General features: G+C 69.2%; 28 protein-coding genes and 2 pseudogenes. 12 read left to right on the forward strand and 18 right to left on the reverse strand.

Translation table 11 applies throughout. The features are described from left to right. Both ACFXHB_RS39645 and ACFXHB_RS39650 read left to right on the forward strand, forming a co-directional pair. The coding region (locus tag ACFXHB_RS39645; RefSeq protein ID WP_380581147.1) for a hypothetical protein at positions 1–397 on the forward strand (397 nt) is incomplete at its 5' end. After that, positions 397–762 (forward strand): hypothetical protein, encoded by a 366-nt coding sequence (locus tag ACFXHB_RS39650; protein ID WP_380581149.1) that lies wholly within the window; start codon positions 397–399, stop codon positions 760–762. The genes ACFXHB_RS39645 and ACFXHB_RS39650, both read left to right, overlap by 1 nt. Before the next feature lie 136 nt (positions 763–898). On the opposite strand, the gene ACFXHB_RS39655 is transcribed toward ACFXHB_RS39650, so the two are convergent. The 9 genes and pseudogenes from ACFXHB_RS39655 to ACFXHB_RS39695 all read right to left on the reverse strand — a co-directional run. Then, a complete protein-coding gene (locus ACFXHB_RS39655) occupies positions 899–2,197 on the reverse strand; it encodes a tyrosine-type recombinase/integrase (RefSeq protein ID WP_380581151.1) in 1,299 nt (432 codons plus the stop codon). Further along, positions 2,197–2,361 carry a helix-turn-helix domain-containing protein gene (locus tag ACFXHB_RS39660; protein ID WP_030397625.1) on the reverse strand — a complete coding sequence of 55 codons (165 nt, stop codon included), beginning with the start codon at positions 2,359–2,361 and terminating at the stop codon, positions 2,197–2,199. Before ACFXHB_RS39660 ends, ACFXHB_RS39655 begins: the two co-directional genes overlap by 1 nt. Beyond that, positions 2,361–3,950, reverse strand: coding sequence for a replication initiator (locus ACFXHB_RS39665; RefSeq protein ID WP_380581153.1), 1,590 nt, complete (start codon positions 3,948–3,950; stop codon positions 2,361–2,363). Before ACFXHB_RS39665 ends, ACFXHB_RS39660 begins: the two co-directional genes overlap by 1 nt. After that, entirely contained in the window at positions 3,950–4,153 is a 204-nt protein-coding gene (locus ACFXHB_RS39670) for a hypothetical protein (protein WP_380581155.1), read from the reverse strand. The genes ACFXHB_RS39665 and ACFXHB_RS39670 overlap by 1 nt, the downstream gene beginning before the upstream one ends. Before the next feature lie 14 nt (positions 4,154–4,167). Next, the gene (locus ACFXHB_RS39675) at positions 4,168–4,362 is read right to left on the reverse strand and encodes a hypothetical protein (RefSeq protein ID WP_360018461.1); all 195 of its coding nucleotides are present in this window, start codon (positions 4,360–4,362) and stop codon (positions 4,168–4,170) included. Then, positions 4,359–5,939 carry an FtsK/SpoIIIE domain-containing protein gene (locus tag ACFXHB_RS39680; protein ID WP_380581157.1) on the reverse strand — a complete coding sequence of 527 codons (1,581 nt, stop codon included), beginning with the start codon at positions 5,937–5,939 and terminating at the stop codon, positions 4,359–4,361. The genes ACFXHB_RS39675 and ACFXHB_RS39680 overlap by 4 nt, the downstream gene beginning before the upstream one ends. Before the next feature lie 100 nt (positions 5,940–6,039). Then, positions 6,040–6,435, reverse strand: coding sequence for a plasmid replication, integration and excision activator (locus ACFXHB_RS39685; protein WP_380581159.1), 396 nt, complete (start codon positions 6,433–6,435; stop codon positions 6,040–6,042). A gap of 165 nt (positions 6,436–6,600) precedes the next feature. After that, complete coding sequence (locus ACFXHB_RS39690) at positions 6,601–7,122, reverse strand: UTRA domain-containing protein (RefSeq protein ID WP_380581176.1); 522 nt, start codon at positions 7,120–7,122, stop codon at positions 6,601–6,603. 36 nt (positions 7,123–7,158) lie between these two features. Further along, positions 7,159–7,386, reverse strand: a pseudogene (locus ACFXHB_RS39695) (winged helix-turn-helix domain-containing protein); the annotation flags it as partial. A gap of 100 nt (positions 7,387–7,486) precedes the next feature. Here ACFXHB_RS39695 and ACFXHB_RS39700 point away from each other — a divergent pair. The 4 genes from ACFXHB_RS39700 (at position 7,487) to ACFXHB_RS39715 (ending at position 11,002) form a co-directional block, all read left to right on the forward strand. Then, positions 7,487–7,921, forward strand: a complete 435-nt coding sequence (locus ACFXHB_RS39700) for an ATP-binding protein (RefSeq protein WP_380581161.1) — start codon at positions 7,487–7,489, stop codon at positions 7,919–7,921. A 144-nt stretch (positions 7,922–8,065) separates the two neighbouring features. Beyond that, on the forward strand, positions 8,066–8,908 hold the full coding sequence (locus tag ACFXHB_RS39705) for a sigma factor-like helix-turn-helix DNA-binding protein (RefSeq protein WP_380581163.1): 843 nt from the start codon (positions 8,066–8,068) through the stop codon (positions 8,906–8,908). Between the two features lie 4 nt (positions 8,909–8,912). After that, a complete protein-coding gene (locus tag ACFXHB_RS39710; RefSeq protein ID WP_380581165.1) occupies positions 8,913–9,737 on the forward strand; it encodes a protein phosphatase 2C domain-containing protein in 825 nt (274 codons plus the stop codon). An 899-nt stretch (positions 9,738–10,636) separates the two neighbouring features. Then, entirely contained in the window at positions 10,637–11,002 is a 366-nt protein-coding gene (locus tag ACFXHB_RS39715; RefSeq protein ID WP_380581149.1) for a hypothetical protein, read from the forward strand. A 136-nt stretch (positions 11,003–11,138) separates the two neighbouring features. On the opposite strand, the gene ACFXHB_RS39720 is transcribed toward ACFXHB_RS39715, so the two are convergent. From ACFXHB_RS39720 to ACFXHB_RS39760, 9 genes and pseudogenes are all read right to left on the reverse strand, one after another. Continuing rightward, the gene (locus ACFXHB_RS39720) at positions 11,139–12,437 is read right to left on the reverse strand and encodes a tyrosine-type recombinase/integrase (RefSeq protein ID WP_380581151.1); all 1,299 of its coding nucleotides are present in this window, start codon (positions 12,435–12,437) and stop codon (positions 11,139–11,141) included. Then, on the reverse strand, positions 12,437–12,601 hold the full coding sequence (locus ACFXHB_RS39725) for a helix-turn-helix domain-containing protein (RefSeq protein WP_030397625.1): 165 nt from the start codon (positions 12,599–12,601) through the stop codon (positions 12,437–12,439). The genes ACFXHB_RS39720 and ACFXHB_RS39725 overlap by 1 nt, the downstream gene beginning before the upstream one ends. Next, positions 12,601–14,190 (reverse strand): replication initiator, encoded by a 1,590-nt coding sequence (locus tag ACFXHB_RS39730; protein WP_380581153.1) that lies wholly within the window; start codon positions 14,188–14,190, stop codon positions 12,601–12,603. The genes ACFXHB_RS39725 and ACFXHB_RS39730 overlap by 1 nt, the downstream gene beginning before the upstream one ends. Further along, positions 14,190–14,393, reverse strand: a complete 204-nt coding sequence (locus ACFXHB_RS39735; protein ID WP_380581155.1) for a hypothetical protein — start codon at positions 14,391–14,393, stop codon at positions 14,190–14,192. The genes ACFXHB_RS39730 and ACFXHB_RS39735 overlap by 1 nt, the downstream gene beginning before the upstream one ends. Before the next feature lie 14 nt (positions 14,394–14,407). Continuing rightward, complete coding sequence (locus tag ACFXHB_RS39740) at positions 14,408–14,602, reverse strand: hypothetical protein (protein ID WP_360018461.1); 195 nt, start codon at positions 14,600–14,602, stop codon at positions 14,408–14,410. After that, a complete protein-coding gene (locus tag ACFXHB_RS39745; RefSeq protein WP_380581157.1) occupies positions 14,599–16,179 on the reverse strand; it encodes an FtsK/SpoIIIE domain-containing protein in 1,581 nt (526 codons plus the stop codon). The genes ACFXHB_RS39740 and ACFXHB_RS39745 overlap by 4 nt, the downstream gene beginning before the upstream one ends. Before the next feature lie 100 nt (positions 16,180–16,279). After that, positions 16,280–16,675 (reverse strand): plasmid replication, integration and excision activator, encoded by a 396-nt coding sequence (locus ACFXHB_RS39750; RefSeq protein ID WP_380581159.1) that lies wholly within the window; start codon positions 16,673–16,675, stop codon positions 16,280–16,282. A 165-nt stretch (positions 16,676–16,840) separates the two neighbouring features. Continuing rightward, a complete protein-coding gene (locus ACFXHB_RS39755; protein WP_380581176.1) occupies positions 16,841–17,362 on the reverse strand; it encodes a UTRA domain-containing protein in 522 nt (173 codons plus the stop codon). A gap of 36 nt (positions 17,363–17,398) precedes the next feature. Beyond that, a pseudogene (locus ACFXHB_RS39760) lies at positions 17,399–17,626 on the reverse strand (winged helix-turn-helix domain-containing protein); the annotation flags it as partial. Positions 17,627–17,726: 100 nt separating this feature from the next. Between ACFXHB_RS39760 and ACFXHB_RS39765 the strand changes: the two are divergent. The 6 genes from ACFXHB_RS39765 to ACFXHB_RS39790 all read left to right on the forward strand — a co-directional run bounded on the left by ACFXHB_RS39765 (position 17,727) and on the right by ACFXHB_RS39790 (position 22,828). Next, positions 17,727–18,161, forward strand: a complete 435-nt coding sequence (locus tag ACFXHB_RS39765; RefSeq protein WP_380581161.1) for an ATP-binding protein — start codon at positions 17,727–17,729, stop codon at positions 18,159–18,161. A 144-nt stretch (positions 18,162–18,305) separates the two neighbouring features. Beyond that, complete coding sequence (locus ACFXHB_RS39770; RefSeq protein WP_380581163.1) at positions 18,306–19,148, forward strand: sigma factor-like helix-turn-helix DNA-binding protein; 843 nt, start codon at positions 18,306–18,308, stop codon at positions 19,146–19,148. Positions 19,149–19,152: 4 nt separating this feature from the next. Next, complete coding sequence (locus tag ACFXHB_RS39775; RefSeq protein WP_380581167.1) at positions 19,153–19,977, forward strand: protein phosphatase 2C domain-containing protein; 825 nt, start codon at positions 19,153–19,155, stop codon at positions 19,975–19,977. 516 nt (positions 19,978–20,493) lie between these two features. Next, on the forward strand, positions 20,494–20,937 hold the full coding sequence (locus ACFXHB_RS39780) for a hypothetical protein (protein ID WP_380581169.1): 444 nt from the start codon (positions 20,494–20,496) through the stop codon (positions 20,935–20,937). Next, the gene (locus ACFXHB_RS39785) at positions 20,934–21,197 is read left to right on the forward strand and encodes a hypothetical protein (protein ID WP_380581171.1); all 264 of its coding nucleotides are present in this window, start codon (positions 20,934–20,936) and stop codon (positions 21,195–21,197) included. Before ACFXHB_RS39780 ends, ACFXHB_RS39785 begins: the two co-directional genes overlap by 4 nt. 404 nt (positions 21,198–21,601) lie before the next feature. Continuing rightward, on the forward strand, positions 21,602–22,828 hold the full coding sequence (locus tag ACFXHB_RS39790; RefSeq protein WP_380581173.1) for an IS30 family transposase: 1,227 nt from the start codon (positions 21,602–21,604) through the stop codon (positions 22,826–22,828). Positions 22,829–22,950: the final 122 nt, after the last annotated feature.

Below are 22,950 nucleotides of genomic sequence, written 5' to 3' on the forward strand. Positions count from 1 at the left end.
CCACACGTACTATGTGCTCGCGGGAACTGTACCGATCCTCGTACACAACTGCGATCCGGCGACGGCAGAGCACGACATTCAAAAGGCCATCCAGGATGCTTTCCCCAACCGGAACGTCAGGCAGGGACTAAAGGTCCATCGCCCAGATGGATCGGAACTCACTGATCACGATGTCTATGACGACGACTTCGTCTGCGAGATCACTTGCGGGAAGGGCGCGGGCAAGGTCGGACAAGTGGAAGAACGACTGCTTCCCAGCCTGAAGGATGGTCAGCGCCTAGCCGTCTACGGGCCGAATCTGCGCCCGGGGCCGGCGGCGAGAATTACCGAGCTTGGAGTGCCAGTGTTTCGAAATATGGATGATCTGCTGGAGTGGATTGGTCCGGGTAGAGGCTAATGGAGACAATCGCCCTGGTCTTCCCTGACGCGTCCGTGACCTTGGAGTCGCTGGCTGCGGCCTTGGCTAATTGCGGTGACGTAGCACTTAACGACAAGGTCATCACGGTCCGATTCGATGCATCTCGGGTGTATATCGTCGCGGACGTCATGTCGCACCTCGAAGACATCTTCGAAGAATGGCCCGGGCATCTTGTTCCTAGTGGCCCGGTGGTGATTTTCAGTCTGGACTATCGAAATAAAGAGGATGCGGTAGAGGTAATTTCAGCTCTGGCGCAGCTATTCCCAGTCATCATTGACAGCAACTTTGGATACGTGGGCCCCGGCCTGGGGTTTACTGTTAAAATGCTCGATCATCGCAAGTAGTCTCGATGTGCGAAAGCTGAACATAGGGATGGCTTCCGCCTTATCTATACGGCTTTCGCAATTACCTCGGAGGGCTCAGCGGACTAGTTTCCGCTGGGCCCTCCGAGGCGTCTGACGGCAGTCGTTGACGGCAACGTCAGTGGACTGGTGCTGCGCAAAGCGGCGGGTCGTCGCTGTCGTCGGGGTTGGTGGAGGTCTCGGAGGACTTGCTGAGAGTGCGGCTGAGGAGGTCGATGGCGTCGCGCTGGAGGCGGAGTCTGACGTGGGTGTAGACGGTCGCGGTGACGCCGATGTGGGCGTGACCCAACAGCTCCTTGATGACCACGAGTTCGACGCCCTGGTCCAGGAGGAGGGTGGCGGTGGTGTGTCGGAGGTCGTGGAAGCGGATCCGGCGGAGGCCGGCTTGGTGGAGCAGTGTGGCGAAGCGTCGGTTGAGGGTGCTGGGTTCGACCGGGAGCATGGTGCTGGGCGCGGTGAAGACGTAACCGCGAGGGTTCCAACGCAGTCCTGCCGCCTCCTGCTCGGCCTGCTGGCCGACCCGGTGCGCGTGCAGGGCCTGGACGCAGGCGGCGGGCAGGGCGATGCGGCGCTCGGAGGCTTTGGTCTTGGTGGGGAACAGCACGAGCCCGTTGTCGCTGGTGCGTTGGAGTGAGCGTCGGATCACGGCCGTGCCGGCGTTGAGGTCGACGTCCTCCCAGGTGAGCCCCAGCAGTTCGCCCCGCCGCAACCCGGTGTGGAGGGCGAGGTGCACCACAGGGTGGAGTGGGTGGTCGCGGGTGGTGTCGAGCAGTTGGCGGGCCTCTTCTGCGGTCAGGGGTTCGAACCGTCGCGGCCGGGGTGTGCCGAGCCTGACGTTGCGGGCGACGTTGCGGGGGATCTCCTCTTCCTGGACGGCGTGTTCCAGGGCGGTCTTGATCACGGTGTGGATGTAGGTGAGGGTGAGCGCACTCAACACCCGCCGGCAGCAGTCACCCACGGCACAGCAGCGCTGCTTGGTCCGTGTTCGCTGGTGGTCGGTGCGGCGGGCGCAGCACTGGCAGCGGGTGCGTAGGCCGTCGAGCCAGGTGCGGATGTCCCGGGCGGTGAGTTTGGAGAGCTTCTTGGTACCGAGGCCGGGGATGATGTACAGGCGGGCGACGGCGGCGTAGCGGGTGTGGGTGGTTTCGCGCACGCGGTGCACCGCGACGGTCTCAAGCCAGTAGGTGATCCAGTTGCCGACGGTGCCTTGCGCGTGGACGACCGGGGTGCCGCGGTTGCTGGCGGCCTTGGCGTCGGTGAGCTTGTCCATCGCCTGCTGGCGGGTCTTCCCGTAGACGTGGAGGCGCTGTCGGTTGCCACTGGCGGCCAGCACGTAGGCGGCGGCTTCCCAGCGTCCGTCCTTGCGTTGGAAGACGGTTCCTTCGCCGTTGGCGCGGTTCTTCTTCTGGGCTGCCATCAGGCGGCTTCCTCCAGTCGGGAGGCCACGAACGAGCGGTACGAGCCGTACGGGATGCGGCGGGAGCGGCCGATGGTGATCGAGCGCAGCCGGTTGGTGCGGATCAGGTCGTAGACCGCCGAGCGGCCGAGCCGCAGCCGGGCCATGACCTCGGGAACGGTCATCAGGTCGTCGTCGGACACGGCTCGCCTCCTGCTCGTTCGAGGGCCTGGTCGAGGGCGGTGCGCCAGCGGACGCGTTCGGCGACGGCGCGCAGCAGCCGGGTGGCGAGGGGCGACATGTCGGGGTCGCCAGGTCGCACCGGCTCCCAGACGTAGCGATTGGGGTCAACCCGGCCGGCGGTGTCACCGAGGACTTCCAGGACCCAGGCCCGGCGTTCGGTGCGGTGGTCGGTGAGGGTCTTGCCGGACCATTTGCGGGAGACGAGGACCCGCCGGCCGCCGTAGCCGAGGTGTTCGCGTTTGTGGGCGCGGGAGCGGCAGGCGCCGGGGCGGAGGGCGGGGTGGGCGTTCTTGGGCTGGATGCCGTGGAGAAGCCAGTTGGCGCAGGTGGGTGAGCAGGGTTCGTGGCGGAGTTCGGCGGTAAGGCGGTCGACGTGGTCGCTCTCCGTGGTGCCGGTCGGGGTGTGGCACTCGGCGACGGACTTGGTGAGGTACTTGGTCAGGTAGCGGACGCAGCGGGCGGCCTGCGGTGAGCCGACGAGGACGCCTTGGGCGTCGAGCTGGGGGCCGAAGCGGAGCACGTGCGCGGGCTGGGCTTCGGGTTCGTCGTCGAGTTGGTCGAGGGCGTCGTCCCAGGTGGGCAGCGGCTCTCGGGTGGTCGGATCGAGGAAGGCGCCGTGTTCGGGTGACCAGTGCGGCGGCGCGTCGGGAGCGTGGACCGGGTGGTCGGCGGGCGGCCACCAGACCTGGTGGTAGGTGGCGGCGACGACCTGGCGCAGTTCGGCGCGGGAGACGGTGCCCCGCAGGGCGAGGTGCAGGTGCGGGGCGAGGCGGCGTTGGGGTTCGACGACGGCGAAGTACTGGACGTCGTGGCCGACGAAGCGGCGGAGGTTCTGGACGAACCGGTCGATGAGCTTGGGGAAGTGGAGGGCGTCGCGTGCGGCCCGGCGGTAGTCGTAGGTGGTCGGGTCGACGGGGGTGCCGTCGGCGCGGACGCGTCCGTACGAGGGCAGGGTGAGGGTCAGGAACAGCGAGGGGCGGAAGGTCCGGCCGTCAGGGGTGGTGTACGCCTTGCCGAGGGTGCGGTTCTCGACCGGGCGGCGGGGCAGGTCGCTGCTGTCCTGCCGGCGTCGGGTGGAGCGGACCCGGCGGGCGGCCGGGGCGGGGGCGAGGGAGCCGCGGACACCGGTCTCGGCGAGTTCGGTGTCGATCTCGACCAGCAGCGAGGCGAGTTCGTCGGCCTCCGCCCCGGTGGCCGCGGTGTGGGCCTTGGTCAGGTCGGCCCGCAGTTCGCTGAGGTACCGCTGCGCGGCGGTGGCGGCATCGGGTTCGAGGACGGGCTCCTCGGTGAGGTGCCAGCCCTCGCGGCACTGGGCGGCGCGCAGGCGGCGCTTGCGTTCGGCGCAGCTGGGGCACAGGCTCGCGCGGGTGGCGCCGCACGGGATGTCGACGAGCTCGGTGTGGCCGGTGGCGGTGTCGGTGCGGCGCAGGGCCACCGGCCGGACGCAGACGCCGTGTTCCTCGGCGACCTGGCGGAGCACGGAACGGGCCAGGGGCATCCGGGCCCGTTCCGTGCGGGTGGTTCCGGTCATCAGCGGTCTTCCGAGTAGCAGAAGACGTAGAGGGTCTCCATCAGGCGGACCAGGTCGTGGCCGGTGGTGATGGGCGGGAAGCCGGCGTCCTCGATCCGGCGGGCGATGTCGAAGAGCAGGCCGCGGGTGAAGCGCGGGTCCTGGCCGTTCGCCGGCGTGGGGACGGGGTAGTTGGCGGCGGTGGGCAGGCGACGGTTGGACATGGCGGTACCTCCGGTCAGGGGTGGATGGTGGCGAGGGTCTTGGTGAGCCAGGCGAGCAGGTGCTTGATCAGGGAGGCGGCGCCGGTCTCGGCGAGGAGGAAGCCGAAGACGCCGCAGAGGATCAGGTGCGTGGCCTTCAGGGCCTGGTGCCGGAGGAGGACGGCGATCAGGGCGCCGAGGAACAGGACGAGCGAGCCGGTGACGATCACGGCTGTGCAACTCCTTCCGAGGACGTGTCCACGTTGCTGTCCAGGGGGCTAGACACCCCATAGACGGACTGGTTGTCGTACCGGGCGACCAGGGCCTCGATCTCGGCGTCGGAGACGTAGGCCGCCCGCACGCGGACCGGGGTCGGGCTGCCCTCGTTGCGGACGTAGCCGACGCCCGCGCCGGTCGTGGGGTCGGGCGAGATCAGGTCCGCGTACGCGCCCCGGTCGCGGGCGCCGCTGCCGAGGACCATGTCCACCTGCGCGGCTTCGTCCATGCGCAGGGCGATCCGGTCGGGGAACAGGTTGCGGAGGTTCATGACTTCCTTGCGGGGGTCCTGGAGAGCCCCGACGAGGCAGAAGCCGACCGAGCGGCCCTGGCTGGTCAGGGTGGCGATCGCCGCCTCGGCACGGCGCCGGAGGTCCCGGTCGGGTTGGTAGGCGGTGAGGAAGGCGAGTTCGTCGACCATGACGACGACGAACGGCGAAGCCGCGCTGGGGACATGGGCCCGGAGGCGGCCGGCGAAGGCCAGGGCGCGTTCCTGCATCCGGTCGACGGCCGCTTCGAGCAGCTCGACCATGACCTCGGGGTCGCTGGCGTACCTGGTGAACAGGCTTGCACCGAAGGATAGTTCCATGCGCTTCGGGTCCAGCGCCCAGATCTCCACCAGGCCGGCGGACGCTCCGGGCAGCAGTTCCCGGACCACGCCCCACAGGACGGATCCCTTTCCGGAGCCGGTGACCCCGGCGACCAGGACATGGGTGCCGTGCAATCGCAAGTGCCAGGGATCGCCGTCCTCCTGAGCGCCGATCCTCACCGACCGCCACGGGACTTGGCCGAGCGGTTCGGTCGCAGCTCCACCTCCGCCGCCACGTCCGCCAGGTGCCGCCGTGCTCGGCGGACCAGCCTCAGGGCTGCCACCAGTGTCCGGAAGCCCAGGTGCCGAAGCCGCCCAGGCGGACGCGGCGGCCTTCCGCGTTCCGACCGCCACGCGGCGAAGGCGAAACCGGCACCTCCCGGCCAGCGCCCGGATCCGACCGAACCACCCCCTGACCCGACTGCGGAGCGTTCGCCGCACCGGCTTGGGAATGCGGCCGGAAGCCGTGAACGGCTTGGCGAGCGGGTCGAAGGTCCACGCCCGCAGGACCACGGCCCCGCGACGGAGGCTGGTCACTTCCACCCGGTGGACGCGCCAGGCGTGCGCGATCCCGTGCGCGTGCTGGGCTACCTGTTCGGGGACCTGGCCCGGCAGCAACCCGATCAGGACGTCCAGGCCACCGGGGTGCTTGCGCATCCGTGCGATGCGCGGCCACACGTACTCGTACGGGGCGTCGAAGCGGGGCAGCGGTGCCTGCTGCCACAGCCCCAGGGAGTAGCTCAACTCCGGCCAGCCGCGCCGGATCCGCGAGCGCAAGGACTTCGCCCGGTACACCAGCCGGCCGACCGGACCGGCGACGAGGACCGCGATCACCACCAACCCGGCGGTCGGGCCGAGGTGGACCACGACCCACGAGTAGCCGATCAAGGCGGCCAGCAGGGCCAGGAGCACGGACTTGAGGGTGCTGCTCAACTTGAACATGTCTGTGTTTCACCTCAGTTCACACCGTGAGGGGGGTGGGTGGCGCCGTCCGGCGCGCGAGTCGACGTGCAGCCGCGCGCCAGGACGGGCGAAGCCGGGGTCAGGCCGCGGACTTCGCGGAGGAGCGGGCCGGGGCGGGCGCCCTGACGCCGGTGGCCTTGAACGAGTAGGCGACCCGGCCGCTGTTGTTGACGTAGGCCGTCACGGTCAGGCCGTCGAACTCGACCGGCCGGAAGGGCAGGCCCGGAGCCGCGTCCGGCAGCACCGGAAGGACCGGGGCCACGACCTTGACGCGGGCGGAGGTGTCGCGCGCCTCCGGGTCCGGGTCGACCACCGAGACGACCCAGAGCGGGTGCCCGGTCGACTTGTCGCGCGCCTGCACCTTCGTGCCGCTCTTGCTCGCCTCGAAGTCGGCGACCGGCTCGACCGAGACGGCGAACGCGCCGGCGGGGAAGACGTCCTCGAAACGGACGGGGATCGCACCACGGATGGCCATCAGGATCTCTCCTGTCTACCCCCCTGGACAGTCGGAGGCCGACCGCCCCGAGATTGCCGTCTAGGGGGGTAGGCAACAAGGTAGAGCGTCGTCCGCTCGACTGTCTAGGGGGATATACAAAGATCTTGACTGGCCGTCAGGTCCACTCGGCCCTGTCGTCCCGGATCAGGCCTGAACGGGCGGGATGTCGATCTCGTACGAGAGTCGGAATCGGTCGGCAGCAAGCACGATGTCCGCCGTCTCGACCGCCAACTCGCCCGCCCAGTGGGTGCGTTCTATTGCGAGCACGGTCGAGCCCAGCGGGATGCCGAGCGGCTCCGCCTCGATCTCAAGGACCGGCCTGGCGGACACGTCCTCGGTCACCCGCGTGACCGCGATGTCGATGGCGGACATCCGCGCCACCACGCCGGAGCCGGCCAGCGGACCGTTCTCGGGCAATACGACGGCCGTCCCTCCGGTGACCGCCATCGGCTCCCAGCTGATCGACAGTTGGGTCGGTTCGCCGTCGGCGCGGAAGACGTACTGGCTCTGCATCACCGGATCGCCCTCCGGGATGCCGAGCCGGAGAGCCAGAGCGGCGGTCGCGTACGTCTTCTGGGAGTCGCACGACCACGACGGCTCGACCCCGCGGGCGCGGCTCTCTGCGGCGAACGGGCTGCCGGCCGCGTGGTAGCGCCCGCGTGCCATCCGCGCCGGTACCGGCCGGACGCGCACATAGGTCCCCGAGCCCGGGCGCCCCTCGACCAACCCCTCAGCGGTCAGTACCCGGAGGGCCTGCCTGACCGGTTGCTCCGAGACCCCGTGGTCACGGCACAGGTCCGCGATGCTCGGCATCCGCGAGCCCGGCGCCCGTTCGCCCGAAACGATCTCGGCGCGCAAGGCATCCGCCAGTCGCAGATACGCCGGTCGTCCCAACTCTCGCACGAGCGCCCCTATCTCACGTTTTCTCACATCAGCTTGACAAGCTCGGACCCGAGCTTTCAAGCTCGAATCCGAGCTTCACGCAAAGTATCCGACTGATCGCGCCACAGAGAAGCAGAGGGGCACCCCCATGCCATGGATCGCTCGCTTCCCCGGAGTCCCCGAGTCCGCAGGTGCGGCCCGCAACCTGGTCCGCGAGGCCCTCGATGGACACCCCCGGGTCGCGGACGCCGAACTGATCGTCTCCGAGCTCGTGACCAACTCCGTTCTCCACAGCAGGTCCGGCCGCCCGGGCGGCTCGGTGTGGGTGGAGATCCGGCGCTCGTCCGGCACGGTCTTGATCGACGTCGCCGACGAGGGAGGTCAGGGTGGAGTTCCCGGCCTCCGGGCCCCCGACGAGGCCGCCGATTTCGGCCGCGGTCTCACCCTGGTCGACGCCCTGGCCGACTCGTGGGGCGCGCACAACGACGGCGATGACTACCGCTCCGTGTGGGCGCAGCTAACATCCACCGCAGAAGAACAAGCCAGTACCACCAACGATTCGCCCGTTCCACAGGGCGTATAGCCCCCTATACAACGACGGCCAAAGCTGCCGCCAGGAGACCCCGCGATGCCCCACGACACACAGCGAACCGGCCGACACCTGCGTTTGCTGATCCTGTCTATCCCCCTAGACTCTGCGTTGACTGGGGCAGACACCGGAGGGGACATGGCGGGAGAAACGCAGCGGATCGCCGCCATCAAGAACCCGTTCGAGCTGCTACGTGCAGCCACCGTGCGGCTTGCCGAGGCGCAGCAGGAGGTCACCGAGCTGTCGCGGCTGCGTCAGCGGGTGATCTCCGAGCTGCACGAACAGGGCATGTCCTACGCCCAGATCGCCGCCGAGGCCGGACTCACCCGGGGGCGGATCCACCAGCTCAAGCACTCGGCACCCGCGCCCGAAGGGGCGTTCCTGGGAAACGCGCGACTGATCATCGCGACGCCGCTCAAGCAGGAGGCCGGCAATGCCAGGCCGGTCCTGGCCGCCGAGGACTTCGCAGCCGCCCAACGGCTCGGCGACCTCGCCCGCTCCTACAAGCTCGAACCGAGCTTCGAGCACGTGCCGATCGGAGGCGAGATCGACCTCAACCGCGAGGACATGATCGTCATCTGCGGCCCCCGGCTCTCCAGCCACGTCGCCGGGGTGCTCGCCCAGGACCCGTCGATCTGCTTCGAACGCGCCCCCGACGGACCGTGGACCCTGCGCGACCGCGAGGCCGGCGTCGCCTACCGCTCCGGCATGGACTCCGAACCCGCCCTCAACTCCGATGTGGCGTACCTCGGCCGACTCCCGCGGCCCGACGGCCAGGGCCTGGTCATGGTCCTCACCGGGATCCACCCGCAGGGCACGCTCGGCGTCGTCCACCTGATCGTCAACGACCTCGCCGACCTCTACCAGCAGGCCGGCACCGGCCGGTTCTCCGTCCTGCTGAACGTCGACTACAACCCCCAGGACAACGAGCCCGTGCGCGTCCGCCTACTGTCGCCGTTCTACCGGCACGAGGCAGACTGACCGGGTGCATCTGGAGATCGCCACCGAACCCGCCCGCCAGGACCGCCCCAACGAGGACTTCGTCGCGGCCAGCCCGAGCGCCGTCGTCCTGCTCGACGGCGCCGGCACCCCGCCCGGATCCGACTGCGGCTGCTCCCACGGCGTGGCGTGGTTCGTCACCCGGCTCGGCGTCAACCTGCTCGCCGGCGTGACCAACCAGCCCGACCGCGCCCTGACCGACTGCCTCGCGGACGCCATCACCACCACCGCCGCACTGCACGCCGAGTGCGACCTCACCCACCCCGGCACCCCGTCGGCCACCGTCATCGCGGTCCGCCTCACCGACCAGGACCTCGAATACCTGGTCCTCGCCGACTCCACCCTGATCGTCGAACACGCCGACCCCGCCACCGGACCCGTCGCCATCACCGACGACCGCGAGGCCCTGGTCGGCGCAACCCTCCGCGGCTCCATGGACGCCGTCCCCACCGGCACTGCCGAACACGGCGACGCCCTCCGCCGCTACGTCGAGGCCATGCGCGCCCACCGCAACCAGCCCGACGGCTTCTGGGTCGCCGCCGCCGACCCCACCACCGCCCACGCCGCACTCACCGGCACCGTCCCGCGCACCGAGGTCACCGGCTTCACCATGGTCAGCGACGGCGCCTCCCGCCTGGTCGACCGCTTCCGCCTCGCCGACTGGCCCGAGGCCCTCAAGCTCATCCACGACCAGGGCCCGGCCGCCCTCATCCGCGCAGTCCGCACTGCCGAACTCGCCGACGCCGACGGCAAACGCTGGCCCCGCGGCAAGGCCCACGACGACACCGCCGTCGCCACCGTCACGCTGTAGCCCGCGAGCCCCGAAGCCATGCCGAAGTCACTGCCGAAGTCCGCTCTAGAAGGTCAAGGGCGCGCGCCTTGCGCGCGCCGCTGCCCCGCCCCGGGCGGCCGACGCCGGGCGTGCGGGCTGGCGCCCGGTCCCGGCGCGACCGCCCGAACGGGGCAGCAGGTGGCTGGGGCCGGCGGCTCCGCGGTTTTACCCACCTCCCCGGCCAGGGACCCGCGTCGAGCAAGACCGGGGGGGCCACTCGGCCACACTGCGGTCAGGCCCAAAAGCCCTGACCGAGCCGCAGAAGCTTACGGCCCCCCGATCATGCCCGACCCCAGACCGGACAGGACACCGGCCAAAACCGCTCCACCGCCGACGGTCGCACCTGACGGCCCGTCGTGGTGTAGACCACTGACAGCAACGCTGACGGCAACAAGCCCGCACAACAACGCACTTCCACGCACCTCCGCACACGGGTAGATTCCCGCTCACCTGCGAAAACGCAGGCCGGAAGGGGCCGCCTCCCACACGTACTATGTGCTCGCGGGAACTGTACCGATCCTCGTACACAACTGCGATCCGGCGACGGCAGAGCACGACATTCAAAAGGCCATCCAGGATGCTTTCCCCAACCGGAACGTCAGGCAGGGACTAAAGGTCCATCGCCCAGATGGATCGGAACTCACTGATCACGATGTCTATGACGACGACTTCGTCTGCGAGATCACTTGCGGGAAGGGCGCGGGCAAGGTCGGACAAGTGGAAGAACGACTGCTTCCCAGCCTGAAGGATGGTCAGCGCCTAGCCGTCTACGGGCCGAATCTGCGCCCGGGGCCGGCGGCGAGAATTACCGAGCTTGGAGTGCCAGTGTTTCGAAATATGGATGATCTGCTGGAGTGGATTGGTCCGGGTAGAGGCTAATGGAGACAATCGCCCTGGTCTTCCCTGACGCGTCCGTGACCTTGGAGTCGCTGGCTGCGGCCTTGGCTAATTGCGGTGACGTAGCACTTAACGACAAGGTCATCACGGTCCGATTCGATGCATCTCGGGTGTATATCGTCGCGGACGTCATGTCGCACCTCGAAGACATCTTCGAAGAATGGCCCGGGCATCTTGTTCCTAGTGGCCCGGTGGTGATTTTCAGTCTGGACTATCGAAATAAAGAGGATGCGGTAGAGGTAATTTCAGCTCTGGCGCAGCTATTCCCAGTCATCATTGACAGCAACTTTGGATACGTGGGCCCCGGCCTGGGGTTTACTGTTAAAATGCTCGATCATCGCAAGTAGTCTCGATGTGCGAAAGCTGAACATAGGGATGGCTTCCGCCTTATCTATACGGCTTTCGCAATTACCTCGGAGGGCTCAGCGGACTAGTTTCCGCTGGGCCCTCCGAGGCGTCTGACGGCAGTCGTTGACGGCAACGTCAGTGGACTGGTGCTGCGCAAAGCGGCGGGTCGTCGCTGTCGTCGGGGTTGGTGGAGGTCTCGGAGGACTTGCTGAGAGTGCGGCTGAGGAGGTCGATGGCGTCGCGCTGGAGGCGGAGTCTGACGTGGGTGTAGACGGTCGCGGTGACGCCGATGTGGGCGTGACCCAACAGCTCCTTGATGACCACGAGTTCGACGCCCTGGTCCAGGAGGAGGGTGGCGGTGGTGTGTCGGAGGTCGTGGAAGCGGATCCGGCGGAGGCCGGCTTGGTGGAGCAGTGTGGCGAAGCGTCGGTTGAGGGTGCTGGGTTCGACCGGGAGCATGGTGCTGGGCGCGGTGAAGACGTAACCGCGAGGGTTCCAACGCAGTCCTGCCGCCTCCTGCTCGGCCTGCTGGCCGACCCGGTGCGCGTGCAGGGCCTGGACGCAGGCGGCGGGCAGGGCGATGCGGCGCTCGGAGGCTTTGGTCTTGGTGGGGAACAGCACGAGCCCGTTGTCGCTGGTGCGTTGGAGTGAGCGTCGGATCACGGCCGTGCCGGCGTTGAGGTCGACGTCCTCCCAGGTGAGCCCCAGCAGTTCGCCCCGCCGCAACCCGGTGTGGAGGGCGAGGTGCACCACAGGGTGGAGTGGGTGGTCGCGGGTGGTGTCGAGCAGTTGGCGGGCCTCTTCTGCGGTCAGGGGTTCGAACCGTCGCGGCCGGGGTGTGCCGAGCCTGACGTTGCGGGCGACGTTGCGGGGGATCTCCTCTTCCTGGACGGCGTGTTCCAGGGCGGTCTTGATCACGGTGTGGATGTAGGTGAGGGTGAGCGCACTCAACACCCGCCGGCAGCAGTCACCCACGGCACAGCAGCGCTGCTTGGTCCGTGTTCGCTGGTGGTCGGTGCGGCGGGCGCAGCACTGGCAGCGGGTGCGTAGGCCGTCGAGCCAGGTGCGGATGTCCCGGGCGGTGAGTTTGGAGAGCTTCTTGGTACCGAGGCCGGGGATGATGTACAGGCGGGCGACGGCGGCGTAGCGGGTGTGGGTGGTTTCGCGCACGCGGTGCACCGCGACGGTCTCAAGCCAGTAGGTGATCCAGTTGCCGACGGTGCCTTGCGCGTGGACGACCGGGGTGCCGCGGTTGCTGGCGGCCTTGGCGTCGGTGAGCTTGTCCATCGCCTGCTGGCGGGTCTTCCCGTAGACGTGGAGGCGCTGTCGGTTGCCACTGGCGGCCAGCACGTAGGCGGCGGCTTCCCAGCGTCCGTCCTTGCGTTGGAAGACGGTTCCTTCGCCGTTGGCGCGGTTCTTCTTCTGGGCTGCCATCAGGCGGCTTCCTCCAGTCGGGAGGCCACGAACGAGCGGTACGAGCCGTACGGGATGCGGCGGGAGCGGCCGATGGTGATCGAGCGCAGCCGGTTGGTGCGGATCAGGTCGTAGACCGCCGAGCGGCCGAGCCGCAGCCGGGCCATGACCTCGGGAACGGTCATCAGGTCGTCGTCGGACACGGCTCGCCTCCTGCTCGTTCGAGGGCCTGGTCGAGGGCGGTGCGCCAGCGGACGCGTTCGGCGACGGCGCGCAGCAGCCGGGTGGCGAGGGGCGACATGTCGGGGTCGCCAGGTCGCACCGGCTCCCAGACGTAGCGATTGGGGTCAACCCGGCCGGCGGTGTCACCGAGGACTTCCAGGACCCAGGCCCGGCGTTCGGTGCGGTGGTCGGTGAGGGTCTTGCCGGACCATTTGCGGGAGACGAGGACCCGCCGGCCGCCGTAGCCGAGGTGTTCGCGTTTGTGGGCGCGGGAGCGGCAGGCGCCGGGGCGGAGGGCGGGGTGGGCGTTCTTGGGCTGGATGCCGTGGAGAAGCCAGTTGGCGCAGGTGGGTGAGCAGGGTTCGTGGCGGAGTTCGGCGGTAAGGCGGTCGACGTGGTCGCTCTCCGTGGTGCCGGTCGGGGTGTGGCACTCGGCGACGGACTTGGTGAGGTACTTGGTCAGGTAGCGGACGCAGCGGGCGGCCTGCGGTGAGCCGACGAGGACGCCTTGGGCGTCGAGCTGGGGGCCGAAGCGGAGCACGTGCGCGGGCTGGGCTTCGGGTTCGTCGTCGAGTTGGTCGAGGGCGTCGTCCCAGGTGGGCAGCGGCTCTCGGGTGGTCGGATCGAGGAAGGCGCCGTGTTCGGGTGACCAGTGCGGCGGCGCGTCGGGAGCGTGGACCGGGTGGTCGGCGGGCGGCCACCAGACCTGGTGGTAGGTGGCGGCGACGACCTGGCGCAGTTCGGCGCGGGAGACGGTGCCCCGCAGGGCGAGGTGCAGGTGCGGGGCGAGGCGGCGTTGGGGTTCGACGACGGCGAAGTACTGGACGTCGTGGCCGACGAAGCGGCGGAGGTTCTGGACGAACCGGTCGATGAGCTTGGGGAAGTGGAGGGCGTCGCGTGCGGCCCGGCGGTAGTCGTAGGTGGTCGGGTCGACGGGGGTGCCGTCGGCGCGGACGCGTCCGTACGAGGGCAGGGTGAGGGTCAGGAACAGCGAGGGGCGGAAGGTCCGGCCGTCAGGGGTGGTGTACGCCTTGCCGAGGGTGCGGTTCTCGACCGGGCGGCGGGGCAGGTCGCTGCTGTCCTGCCGGCGTCGGGTGGAGCGGACCCGGCGGGCGGCCGGGGCGGGGGCGAGGGAGCCGCGGACACCGGTCTCGGCGAGTTCGGTGTCGATCTCGACCAGCAGCGAGGCGAGTTCGTCGGCCTCCGCCCCGGTGGCCGCGGTGTGGGCCTTGGTCAGGTCGGCCCGCAGTTCGCTGAGGTACCGCTGCGCGGCGGTGGCGGCATCGGGTTCGAGGACGGGCTCCTCGGTGAGGTGCCAGCCCTCGCGGCACTGGGCGGCGCGCAGGCGGCGCTTGCGTTCGGCGCAGCTGGGGCACAGGCTCGCGCGGGTGGCGCCGCACGGGATGTCGACGAGCTCGGTGTGGCCGGTGGCGGTGTCGGTGCGGCGCAGGGCCACCGGCCGGACGCAGACGCCGTGTTCCTCGGCGACCTGGCGGAGCACGGAACGGGCCAGGGGCATCCGGGCCCGTTCCGTGCGGGTGGTTCCGGTCATCAGCGGTCTTCCGAGTAGCAGAAGACGTAGAGGGTCTCCATCAGGCGGACCAGGTCGTGGCCGGTGGTGATGGGCGGGAAGCCGGCGTCCTCGATCCGGCGGGCGATGTCGAAGAGCAGGCCGCGGGTGAAGCGCGGGTCCTGGCCGTTCGCCGGCGTGGGGACGGGGTAGTTGGCGGCGGTGGGCAGGCGACGGTTGGACATGGCGGTACCTCCGGTCAGGGGTGGATGGTGGCGAGGGTCTTGGTGAGCCAGGCGAGCAGGTGCTTGATCAGGGAGGCGGCGCCGGTCTCGGCGAGGAGGAAGCCGAAGACGCCGCAGAGGATCAGGTGCGTGGCCTTCAGGGCCTGGTGCCGGAGGAGGACGGCGATCAGGGCGCCGAGGAACAGGACGAGCGAGCCGGTGACGATCACGGCTGTGCAACTCCTTCCGAGGACGTGTCCACGTTGCTGTCCAGGGGGCTAGACACCCCATAGACGGACTGGTTGTCGTACCGGGCGACCAGGGCCTCGATCTCGGCGTCGGAGACGTAGGCCGCCCGCACGCGGACCGGGGTCGGGCTGCCCTCGTTGCGGACGTAGCCGACGCCCGCGCCGGTCGTGGGGTCGGGCGAGATCAGGTCCGCGTACGCGCCCCGGTCGCGGGCGCCGCTGCCGAGGACCATGTCCACCTGCGCGGCTTCGTCCATGCGCAGGGCGATCCGGTCGGGGAACAGGTTGCGGAGGTTCATGACTTCCTTGCGGGGGTCCTGGAGAGCCCCGACGAGGCAGAAGCCGACCGAGCGGCCCTGGCTGGTCAGGGTGGCGATCGCCGCCTCGGCACGGCGCCGGAGGTCCCGGTCGGGTTGGTAGGCGGTGAGGAAGGCGAGTTCGTCGACCATGACGACGACGAACGGCGAAGCCGCGCTGGGGACATGGGCCCGGAGGCGGCCGGCGAAGGCCAGGGCGCGTTCCTGCATCCGGTCGACGGCCGCTTCGAGCAGCTCGACCATGACCTCGGGGTCGCTGGCGTACCTGGTGAACAGGCTTGCACCGAAGGATAGTTCCATGCGCTTCGGGTCCAGCGCCCAGATCTCCACCAGGCCGGCGGACGCTCCGGGCAGCAGTTCCCGGACCACGCCCCACAGGACGGATCCCTTTCCGGAGCCGGTGACCCCGGCGACCAGGACATGGGTGCCGTGCAATCGCAAGTGCCAGGGATCGCCGTCCTCCTGAGCGCCGATCCTCACCGACCGCCACGGGACTTGGCCGAGCGGTTCGGTCGCAGCTCCACCTCCGCCGCCACGTCCGCCAGGTGCCGCCGTGCTCGGCGGACCAGCCTCAGGGCTGCCACCAGTGTCCGGAAGCCCAGGTGCCGAAGCCGCCCAGGCGGACGCGGCGGCCTTCCGCGTTCCGACCGCCACGCGGCGAAGGCGAAACCGGCACCTCCCGGCCAGCGCCCGGATCCGACCGAACCACCCCCTGACCCGACTGCGGAGCGTTCGCCGCACCGGCTTGGGAATGCGGCCGGAAGCCGTGAACGGCTTGGCGAGCGGGTCGAAGGTCCACGCCCGCAGGACCACGGCCCCGCGACGGAGGCTGGTCACTTCCACCCGGTGGACGCGCCAGGCGTGCGCGATCCCGTGCGCGTGCTGGGCTACCTGTTCGGGGACCTGGCCCGGCAGCAACCCGATCAGGACGTCCAGGCCACCGGGGTGCTTGCGCATCCGTGCGATGCGCGGCCACACGTACTCGTACGGGGCGTCGAAGCGGGGCAGCGGTGCCTGCTGCCACAGCCCCAGGGAGTAGCTCAACTCCGGCCAGCCGCGCCGGATCCGCGAGCGCAAGGACTTCGCCCGGTACACCAGCCGGCCGACCGGACCGGCGACGAGGACCGCGATCACCACCAACCCGGCGGTCGGGCCGAGGTGGACCACGACCCACGAGTAGCCGATCAAGGCGGCCAGCAGGGCCAGGAGCACGGACTTGAGGGTGCTGCTCAACTTGAACATGTCTGTGTTTCACCTCAGTTCACACCGTGAGGGGGGTGGGTGGCGCCGTCCGGCGCGCGAGTCGACGTGCAGCCGCGCGCCAGGACGGGCGAAGCCGGGGTCAGGCCGCGGACTTCGCGGAGGAGCGGGCCGGGGCGGGCGCCCTGACGCCGGTGGCCTTGAACGAGTAGGCGACCCGGCCGCTGTTGTTGACGTAGGCCGTCACGGTCAGGCCGTCGAACTCGACCGGCCGGAAGGGCAGGCCCGGAGCCGCGTCCGGCAGCACCGGAAGGACCGGGGCCACGACCTTGACGCGGGCGGAGGTGTCGCGCGCCTCCGGGTCCGGGTCGACCACCGAGACGACCCAGAGCGGGTGCCCGGTCGACTTGTCGCGCGCCTGCACCTTCGTGCCGCTCTTGCTCGCCTCGAAGTCGGCGACCGGCTCGACCGAGACGGCGAACGCGCCGGCGGGGAAGACGTCCTCGAAACGGACGGGGATCGCACCACGGATGGCCATCAGGATCTCTCCTGTCTACCCCCCTGGACAGTCGGAGGCCGACCGCCCCGAGATTGCCGTCTAGGGGGGTAGGCAACAAGGTAGAGCGTCGTCCGCTCGACTGTCTAGGGGGATATACAAAGATCTTGACTGGCCGTCAGGTCCACTCGGCCCTGTCGTCCCGGATCAGGCCTGAACGGGCGGGATGTCGATCTCGTACGAGAGTCGGAATCGGTCGGCAGCAAGCACGATGTCCGCCGTCTCGACCGCCAACTCGCCCGCCCAGTGGGTGCGTTCTATTGCGAGCACGGTCGAGCCCAGCGGGATGCCGAGCGGCTCCGCCTCGATCTCAAGGACCGGCCTGGCGGACACGTCCTCGGTCACCCGCGTGACCGCGATGTCGATGGCGGACATCCGCGCCACCACGCCGGAGCCGGCCAGCGGACCGTTCTCGGGCAATACGACGGCCGTCCCTCCGGTGACCGCCATCGGCTCCCAGCTGATCGACAGTTGGGTCGGTTCGCCGTCGGCGCGGAAGACGTACTGGCTCTGCATCACCGGATCGCCCTCCGGGATGCCGAGCCGGAGAGCCAGAGCGGCGGTCGCGTACGTCTTCTGGGAGTCGCACGACCACGACGGCTCGACCCCGCGGGCGCGGCTCTCTGCGGCGAACGGGCTGCCGGCCGCGTGGTAGCGCCCGCGTGCCATCCGCGCCGGTACCGGCCGGACGCGCACATAGGTCCCCGAGCCCGGGCGCCCCTCGACCAACCCCTCAGCGGTCAGTACCCGGAGGGCCTGCCTGACCGGTTGCTCCGAGACCCCGTGGTCACGGCACAGGTCCGCGATGCTCGGCATCCGCGAGCCCGGCGCCCGTTCGCCCGAAACGATCTCGGCGCGCAAGGCATCCGCCAGTCGCAGATACGCCGGTCGTCCCAACTCTCGCACGAGCGCCCCTATCTCACGTTTTCTCACATCAGCTTGACAAGCTCGGACCCGAGCTTTCAAGCTCGAATCCGAGCTTCACGCAAAGTATCCGACTGATCGCGCCACAGAGAAGCAGAGGGGCACCCCCATGCCATGGATCGCTCGCTTCCCCGGAGTCCCCGAGTCCGCAGGTGCGGCCCGCAACCTGGTCCGCGAGGCCCTCGATGGACACCCCCGGGTCGCGGACGCCGAACTGATCGTCTCCGAGCTCGTGACCAACTCCGTTCTCCACAGCAGGTCCGGCCGCCCGGGCGGCTCGGTGTGGGTGGAGATCCGGCGCTCGTCCGGCACGGTCTTGATCGACGTCGCCGACGAGGGAGGTCAGGGTGGAGTTCCCGGCCTCCGGGCCCCCGACGAGGCCGCCGATTTCGGCCGCGGTCTCACCCTGGTCGACGCCCTGGCCGACTCGTGGGGCGCGCACAACGACGGCGATGACTACCGCTCCGTGTGGGCGCAGCTAACATCCACCGCAGAAGAACAAGCCAGTACCACCAACGATTCGCCCGTTCCACAGGGCGTATAGCCCCCTATACAACGACGGCCAAAGCTGCCGCCAGGAGACCCCGCGATGCCCCACGACACACAGCGAACCGGCCGACACCTGCGTTTGCTGATCCTGTCTATCCCCCTAGACTCTGCGTTGACTGGGGCAGACACCGGAGGGGACATGGCGGGAGAAACGCAGCGGATCGCCGCCATCAAGAACCCGTTCGAGCTGCTACGTGCAGCCACCGTGCGGCTTGCCGAGGCGCAGCAGGAGGTCACCGAGCTGTCGCGGCTGCGTCAGCGGGTGATCTCCGAGCTGCACGAACAGGGCATGTCCTACGCCCAGATCGCCGCCGAGGCCGGACTCACCCGGGGGCGGATCCACCAGCTCAAGCACTCGGCACCCGCGCCCGAAGGGGCGTTCCTGGGAAACGCGCGACTGATCATCGCGACGCCGCTCAAGCAGGAGGCCGGCAATGCCAGGCCGGTCCTGGCCGCCGAGGACTTCGCAGCCGCCCAACGGCTCGGCGACCTCGCCCGCTCCTACAAGCTCGAACCGAGCTTCGAGCACGTGCCGATCGGAGGCGAGATCGACCTCAACCGCGAGGACATGATCGTCATCTGCGGCCCCCGGCTCTCCAGCCACGTCGCCGGGGTGCTCGCCCAGGACCCGTCGATCTGCTTCGAACGCGCCCCCGACGGACCGTGGACCCTGCGCGACCGCGAGGCCGGCGTCGCCTACCGCTCCGGCATGGACTCCGAACCCGCCCTCAACTCCGATGTGGCGTACCTCGGCCGACTCCCGCGGCCCGACGGCCAGGGCCTGGTCATGGTCCTCACCGGGATCCACCCGCAGGGCACGCTCGGCGTCGTCCACCTGATCGTCAACGACCTCGCCGACCTCTACCAGCAGGCCGGCACCGGCCGGTTCTCCGTCCTGCTGAACGTCGACTACAACCCCCAGGACAACGAGCCCGTGCGCGTCCGCCTACTGTCGCCGTTCTACCGGCACGAGGCAGACTGACCGGGTGCATCTGGAGATCGCCACCGAACCCGCCCGCCAGGACCGCCCCAACGAGGACTTCGTCGCGGCCAGCCCGAGCGCCGTCGTCCTGCTCGACGGCGCCGGCACCCCGCCCGGATCCGACTGCGGCTGCTCCCACGGCGTGGCGTGGTTCGTCACCCGGCTCGGCGTCAACCTGCTCGCCGGCGTGACCAACCAGCCCGACCGCGCCCTGACCGACTGCCTCGCGGACGCCATCACCACCACCGCCGCACTGCACGCCGAGTGCGACCTCACCCACCCCGGCACCCCGTCGGCCACCGTCATCGCGGTCCGCCTCACCGACCAGGACCTCGAATACCTGGTCCTCGCCGACTCCACCCTGATCGTCGAACACGCCGACCCCGCCACCGGACCCGTCGCCATCACCGACGACCGCGAGGCCCTGGTCGGCGCAACCCTCCGCGGCTCCATGGACGCCGTCCCCACCGGCACTGCCGAACACGGCGACGCCCTCCGCCGCTACGTCGAGGCCATGCGCGCCCACCGCAACCAGCCCGACGGCTTCTGGGTCGCCGCCGCCGACCCCACCACCGCCCACGCCGCACTCACCGGCACCGTCCCGCGCACCGAGGTCACCGGCTTCACCATGGTCAGCGACGGCGCCTCCCGCCTGGTCGACCGCTTCCGCCTCGCCGACTGGCCCGAGGCCCTCAAGCTCATCCACGACCAGGGCCCGGCCGCCCTCATCCGCGCAGTCCGCACTGCCGAACTCGCCGACGCCGACGGCAAACGCTGGCCCCGCGGCAAGGCCCACGACGACACCGCCGTCGCCACCGTCACGGTGTAGCCCGCGTGTCCCGTAGCCATGCCGAAGTGACTGCCGCATTCCGCTGTTCAAGGGCTTGGGCGCGCGCGTTGCGCGCGCCGCTGCCCCGCCCCGGGGGGCCGTCGGCGGGGGTGCGGGCTGGCGCCCGGTCCCGGCGCGACCGCCCGAACGGGGCAGCAGGTGCCTGGGGCCGGCCGCTCCGCCGTTTTACCCACCTCCCCGGCCAGGGACCCGCGTCGAGCAAGACCGGGGGGGCCACTCGGCCACACTGCGGTCAGGCCCAAAAGCCCTGACCGAGCCGCAGAAGCTTACGGCCCCCCGATCATGCCCGACCCCAGACCGGACAGGACACCGGCCAAAACCGCTCCACCGCCGACGGTCGCACCTGACGGCCCGTCGTGGTGTAGACCACTGACAGCAACGCTGACGGCAACAAGCCCGCACAACAACGCACTTCCACGCACCTCCGCACACGGGTAGATTCCCGCTCACCTGCGAAAACGCAGGCCGGAAGGGGCCGCCTCCCACACGTACTATGTGCTGGCCGGATCGACTCCGGTTCTGGTCCACAATTGTGGTCCATTATCTTCCAATCGCTATCCGGAGCGTCTTGAGGGCGAGATGAGTTTGATGAAACTGGTCGGCGCCGCCCCGCTGGAAGCTGGTTATTCTGAGTTCGGCGCGGTCATGGCCGGGAGTGGGAATTACATCTGGTCGGTCGATACGGCTGGCAAACTCAGAATCATTGAGGGGGGCTTCAACCATACGGTGCTCACAGGAGGGGCTGATGTTGTCGGTACTGGAGGTTTTCGCGCATCGAACGGGCAAGTAATACATCTCGACAACAGGACGGGCCATTATCTTCCCTATGAAGATCAGGCTGCTCAGGCATTACAGAATGGCGTGGACGCGTTCAGGAATGCGGGCGTGCATGTTCCGGATAGCGTAACGTTTAATCTTGGGGGAGAGCCGCGGCCGTGACGACCGAACCGCTAGACCTGTATAATAGGCTACGTGCCGATAGTCCGGCGGACTATCGCGCGTGGATAGCCGCACACATGCCAGCAGGCATGCATCTTCAGGCCTGGGGTGCAGTCAATGACTTGCTGAAGACGGACGCAATATACGCGCTCGCTGATCCGGATAATCACCCGCAGGAGGATTTCGACCGTGCCGTCGAGTTCGTGATCGTGCGATTGAAGCAGGGCGAATTCCGGCGTTCATGGGGATCAACTGGCTAGGTGTCTATGTAACGACAGCTGATCAGTTTGGCTGGACCATTGAGCATCCGAAACTCAGTCCGGACAACTTTGGGCGGCGTGTCCTGACGTGTCTTCCGTCGGAGCGATTCGAGGCGTCTAAACTTGCCGAGCGACTGCGCATCGGAGGACACTGGCAAGAGACCGGCCTCGGGCTAGATCGGGACGCATGGTTGGCAATGAGGTCCGTCAGACTGGAACTGGAATGGGCCGTGCCGCGGATCAAAGATCCACAACTCGCAACCACGGTGAAGGACTGGCTCGAACTCATATGCCAGATCGACGCCTTGATCGATCGAACGAGCTAGCTTCGATTTAGCCAGAAGCCCCGCCAGATTACGCCTGAGTTCTAGTGGTCGTTGCAACACCCCATCCCAAGGGGTGCGATGGACTTCGAGATTCGTGGGAACCGGACGGTGGCCCAGGGGCCGAAGCGGCTGGTCCGCGAGCGGGCGGAATACTTCCGGCTCGTGGACCAGGGCTTCAGCGGCAAAGAGGCGTCCCAGCTCGTGGGTATCCACGAGCGGACCGGCCGTGAATGGCGCAACGGCCGGATGGACCCCGCAAGGTCCAGGCCGCCCGCTCGACCCGAGCGGGCGGCCTGTTCCGGGACACCGGGCCGCTATCTGGGCCAGGACGAGCGCATCCACATCGCCGACCGCCTGCGGGAGAAGGCGAGCGTGCGGATGATCGCGGCCGAGCTGGGCCGCAGCCCGTCCACGGTCAGCCGGGAGATCCGCCGCAACAGCACGGTGGATCCCCGCGGCCGGCGGCACTACCGGCCCCATGCCGCCCACGCCCGTGCCGAGGCCCGCAGGCCGCGCCCCAAGCCGGGCGAGATCGGCCGGAACCCGCGGTTGCGGGACTTCATCCAGGACCGGCCGGCCAGGAAGTGGAGCCCGGAGCAGATCTGTCAGGCTCCGCGGGACACCTTTCCCGAGCGGCCGGAGATGCACGTGGTCCACGAGACGGTCTACCAGGCCCTCTACGTCCAGGGCCGCGGAGAGTTGCGCCGCGAGCTGGCCGCTGCCCTGCGGACCGGAAGAGCCCGGCGCAAGCCGAACCGGCAGGCCGGCTGCCGCCAGCGCAGGTTCGCCACCCCGATGGTCATGATCAGTGAACGCCCGGCCGAGGCGGAGGACCGGGCGGTGCCCGGCCACTGGGAGGGCGACCTGATCATCGGCAAGGACGGCGCCTCCGCTATCGGGACCCTGGTCGAACGCGCCACCCGCTACGTGATGCTCCCGCACCTGCCCCGCGGCCGCACCGCCGAACAGGTCCGCGACGCACTGGTGGAAACCGTCCAGACCCTGCCCACGCACCTGGTGCGCTCGCTGACCTGGGACCAGGGCGCCGAGATGGCCGCCCACGGCTCGTTCACCGTCGCCACCGGCGTCCCGGTCTACTTCTGCGACCCGGCCAGCCCCTGGCAGCGCGGCTCGAACGAGAACACCAACGGACTGCTGCGACAGTACTTCCCCAAGGGAACCGACCTGGCCGTCCACGGCCCGGAACACCTGGCCGCCGTCGCCGCCGAGCTCAACGGCCGCCCACGCAAAACGCTCGGCTGGGAAACCCCAGCCGAGCGCCTGCATAAACTGCTCGCGGCTTGATCAACAAACCACGCGTTGCAACGACCCCTAGAACGCTGATGAAGATGTTGGGTTCTGGCCCCACCGCGTGAGCGGTGGGGCCAGACTCGTTTCTGTGGCGATGGGGGAATGGGCCGGGGATA

The organism is Kitasatospora sp. NPDC059327 (assembly GCF_042752535.1).
Lineage (GTDB): Bacteria > Actinomycetota > Actinomycetes > Streptomycetales > Streptomycetaceae > Kitasatospora.